This window comes from Mesorhizobium sp., from assembly GCF_004962925.1.
Lineage (GTDB): Bacteria > Pseudomonadota > Alphaproteobacteria > Rhizobiales > Rhizobiaceae > Mesorhizobium.
On sequence record NZ_SUEO01000350.1, the window covers coordinates 1 to 3,701 of the forward strand.

The following is a 3,701-nucleotide window of genomic DNA, read 5'->3' on the forward strand; positions in this document are numbered from 1 at the left end:
GGCCACTGAGCTCCAGGGTGAAGGCGCTGGCCGGCTTCGGGCTTAGCACGGCCGACATCGCCTGCGTGCTCGCTACAGACGAGCAGGACGTCAAAGCGACCTACGCCCATGAGCTCGAGAGCGGCGCCATCAAGGCCAACGCACGGGTCGCCGAAAGCCTCTACCGCAAGGCGACCGGTGAAGGTCGGGAGGCCATCACTGCAGCAATTTTCTGGCTGAAGACCAGGGCGCGCTGGAAGGAGACCTCCGTCCATGAGCTAGAGGGAAAACTGGACACCTCAGTGACCTTCGTGACGACCTACGAAGATATGAAGCTCCTGTAGGGCGGCATTGCCGACAGTTTGATTTCGACCGCCGTTTTGACTTCGAAGTTCGACCGAAGCCCGAAATCAAACCAACCGAACTTCGAAATCACGACACTAGGGCGTTGTGTCGATTCAGCGCTGGTCCAGCTTCTCCGCAGCCTCCAGCTGCTTCGATTCGATCTCGTCCAGCACTGCTTCTGGCGCAATGTCCTTCTTAATCTCGCCGACTTCTACATCGCTTAAGGCTGGTTTTACATTCAACCGATCCGCTATCGAATCGACAAGTTCAGTAAGCTTTGTGAGTTCGTGCTCCGTCAGCAGGCTCACCTGAAGGTCCAGGTCCGCCCGTTTGTCTGCGGCAGCTGACATCCGGTTTTGGCTAATCAGTACAAAGGTCGAGAGGAATATGGCCTCGACGGAAGCTGCCATAGCCAATATCACGAATGTTGGATCAAATGGCGGAGTGATCGGTATCCAACCCAAGTTCGAGACGATCCAGCCGCCATACACGGCCAAGTGAAGGTACACGAAACGCATACTGCCCGTAAAAGAAGTAATCGCCTCAGCGATTTTCTCTTCCAAAGTTGCCTCGCTTGCTTCCTTCGCCCGGCGCTCCTCAATCGCTTGGATATTGCGTTTCAGTGCTTGGCTGAGTTCAGTCGGAGGTGGCGGAGGCAAAGTTGGAGAATCCATGGAACACCCGTTGGATAGCTATCGGTCCTGCCACTCTGGGCAACGTACAAAATCATGGGTATTCGACTTTGTTCCCGACTGGAGCCGTCTAATCATTGGCTCTCCTCACTCTACCCAGGCGATTTCGGGGTCTTAGACGCTTGGCGGCGCCAGCGCCTTCCTGCTGAGGACGAGATAGCGGCCGCTGAGCGGCTTCGGTACGGTCGAGGGCCCGGGTTGATACCGCACTGCAAAACCAAAATATCACTTCAACTTGTTGATATACTTGCTTATTTGAGATCCGTGAGCAAACTGCAAACGGTGGGTTGCAGTTTGAACACCCCGGAAACAGCAGCATGACGAGCGCGGTCGCCTACTATCGAGTCTCCACACAGCGGCAAGGACGCTCGGGCTTGGGCATTGAGGCCCAGCGTGCCGCGGTCGCCCGCTTTGCCGAGGCCGAGGGGACGATCATCCTCCAGGAGTTCACCGAGATCGAAACCGGAAAGGGCGCGGACGCTCTTGATCGACGCCCGCAACTGACCGCCGCCCTCGCCCTTGCCCGCCAGAAAAAATGCCCGGTCGTCGTGGCCAAGCTCGACCGCCTGTCGCGAGATGTCGCCTTCATAGCCGGCCTGATGGTCCAGCGGGTCCCGTTTGTCGTCGCCGAACTTGGGGCTGACGCCGACCCGTTTATGCTGCACCTTTACGCCGCTTTGGCCGAGAAGGAGCGTCGAATGATCTCGGAGCGCACCAAAGCCGCCCTTGCCTCACGCAGGACGAGCATAAAGCTCGGCAATCCGACCAACACCGCCGAAGCCGCGGCGAAAGGTCGGAAGATGTCGATCGAAGAAGCCGACCGGTTTGCCCAGACCGTGCTGCCAATCATCGCTTCCATTCAGCGGTCGGGCATCACCAGCCTACGTGGACTGGCAATCGCTCTAAACAACCGCGGCGTTCGCACAGCGCGCAATGGCCAATGGCAGGTGTCGAACGTGCGCAACGTTCTCGCGCGGCAATCCCCTACTCTTTTATAAGCGGGAAATAGCCACCGGCGCGGCCGGAACAAACGGGATCGACGCCGGTTAACTACTATCGAAGGGACCGCAACCGCAAAGGACGCGGGAAAATGTTTGAAATTTATCGCCTCGAAGTGGCCAAGGCTAGACAGGGTGTAAAACGAGCCGAGAACTCTCTGAAGCGCGCGAGTGAGTTGCTGGACGAGGACGGTGGCGTCGCCCTTAATCTCGCGCTGTGCGGCCGGATAAGGGCCGAGCAAAGGCGCGTGATCGATGCCAGAGAGCGACTGACGAAGATCGATCCGAACAGCACGGACAACGTGGGCTGAGCCTTTCGGCCCGTCGGGAAGGCATGACCCCCGACGAATACCGGGCGAAATGGGGATTGGCCCGGGACTTCAAATCACTCGGCGCACCATCCGGATTTCTACAATGGGGCGGAAACGATGACGGCGAAGAAACTGGCGCTGATAGAGGACATGGAGACCGCCTCTTTCGACATCGAATGCAAGAGCGGTCGCCACCTTCCCGTATAAGCCGTAGAAGGCCGCACGTGCGGTGCTCAGCATCGCACATCTGAGGCAGAGCGCTACATAGGGGCGGCGAGGATGGCGGAGCGGCGCTCGGCGCTCACGCCGTAGCTCATTACCTGACGTTCGTCCGACCGAGAGTGTCGTCCCGCCTCCTGCGGCCTGTTAGACCTGCCAGACCCAGTAGGCCGATAAGGCCCAACCAACCCCAGTCGAAGTCGTCGCGAGCATCATCGGCTGCGGCAGGCGGTGTAGGTGTTGGCGTCTCTTGCGAAAGGGCAGGTGCTGCTGTTGCAGCTAAGCTGGTAGCCAGCATGAGGGCTAATAGAGATTTGGTGAGCATCGCAGTCTCCCGTTGTTCGAGGTGTGATCTAACAGGCGGACGCGACCTTTGTTCCCGCGAGTGCTCAAACGGTGACCTGCGCAACCAAAATCAGGCGCGATCATCGGGCGCTGAGATCAGGGCGATCCCGCAAGGTTAATCCCGCCCGATCAGGACGCTTCCTGCACTTCCGCGACTTGTGGCGTCACGGGTGCAGAATTAATGACGTAGGTGTTCGAGGTCAGGTCGCTAGTAGATCGGATGATGATGCCGTCGTCTCTTAATCGGGCAAACGTCGCCCTTGCGATACGCATTGGCTTGCCTTTGGCATCTGAGGCGGTGACTTTGTTCGACCACGGAACGTGAGTGATGCTGTCAACGCGCTTGAGAAAGCGCTTTTCCTTCTCAGTCAACTCGATCACGCCCGTTCCTCCATATCGTTGGCAGCGTTTGGTTGGCCCGGTAACGCCGATGATGCGACTCCGTTCCAAGGACCTACGCGCCAAACCGGGGGTGGGGAGCGAGCGGGTCCGCCGGGCTGGCTATCCGCCGAAGCACCCTCCGCCGAGGGCGAAGAAATTAACGTTGCCCGCCAGCGTTGGCGCCATCGACCGTGGTTTTCGTGTCGTCCTTGCGACCGATGCCATCTGCAGTTCGGTCGACCAGACGCATGACGCACTGTTGGAGCTCTACCGCTCTCGCTTCAGCGAGCAAGTCGAGGCGGTGAGGATTGAAGAGGTTCTGGAGAACTGGCGCTAGCCGAAGGCTCCGTGGGAGACAAGATCATGAGAACGATATTTCGGGACAACGGGCTTACGATCGCCCTGGTGGCGATGTTCCTGTTCAGCGCCCT

At 58.7% G+C, this 3,701-nt stretch carries 7 protein-coding genes; 4 read left to right on the forward strand and 3 right to left on the reverse strand.

Going from position 1 to position 3,701, the window contains the following annotated elements; all coding sequences use genetic code 11:
- A partial coding sequence (locus tag E5W87_RS34645) for a hypothetical protein (protein WP_367118912.1) occupies positions 1 to 323 on the forward strand: 323 nt, incomplete at its 5' end.
- A gap of 114 nt (positions 324 to 437) precedes the next feature.
- Here the strand turns inward: E5W87_RS34645 and E5W87_RS34650 are convergent.
- On the reverse strand, positions 438 to 998 hold the full coding sequence (locus E5W87_RS34650) for a DUF1003 domain-containing protein (RefSeq protein ID WP_292408233.1): 561 nt from the start codon (positions 996 to 998) through the stop codon (positions 438 to 440).
- 335 nt (positions 999 to 1,333) lie between these two features.
- Here E5W87_RS34650 and E5W87_RS34655 point away from each other — a divergent pair, with 335 nt between their 5' ends.
- Both E5W87_RS34655 and E5W87_RS34660 read left to right on the forward strand, forming a co-directional pair.
- Entirely contained in the window at positions 1,334 to 2,014 is a 681-nt protein-coding gene (locus E5W87_RS34655; protein ID WP_292408235.1) for a recombinase family protein, read from the forward strand.
- A 92-nt stretch (positions 2,015 to 2,106) separates the two neighbouring features.
- Positions 2,107 to 2,325, forward strand: coding sequence for a hypothetical protein (locus tag E5W87_RS34660; protein ID WP_127205727.1), 219 nt, complete (start codon positions 2,107 to 2,109; stop codon positions 2,323 to 2,325).
- Between the two features lie 316 nt (positions 2,326 to 2,641).
- Here the strand turns inward: E5W87_RS34660 and E5W87_RS36235 are convergent, their stop codons facing one another.
- Positions 2,642 to 2,869: a WGxxGxxG family protein gene (locus E5W87_RS36235; protein WP_127205728.1), complete on the reverse strand. Its 228-nt coding sequence runs from the start codon at positions 2,867 to 2,869 to the stop codon at positions 2,642 to 2,644.
- A 149-nt stretch (positions 2,870 to 3,018) separates the two neighbouring features.
- Positions 3,019 to 3,270, reverse strand: a complete 252-nt coding sequence (locus tag E5W87_RS34665) for a hypothetical protein (RefSeq protein ID WP_127205729.1) — start codon at positions 3,268 to 3,270, stop codon at positions 3,019 to 3,021.
- 163 nt (positions 3,271 to 3,433) lie between these two features.
- Here E5W87_RS34665 and E5W87_RS34670 point away from each other — a divergent pair, with 163 nt between their 5' ends.
- Positions 3,434 to 3,607 carry a hypothetical protein gene (locus tag E5W87_RS34670; protein WP_292408242.1) on the forward strand — a complete coding sequence of 58 codons (174 nt, stop codon included), beginning with the start codon at positions 3,434 to 3,436 and terminating at the stop codon, positions 3,605 to 3,607.
- The last annotated feature ends 94 nt before the right edge of the window (positions 3,608 to 3,701 follow it).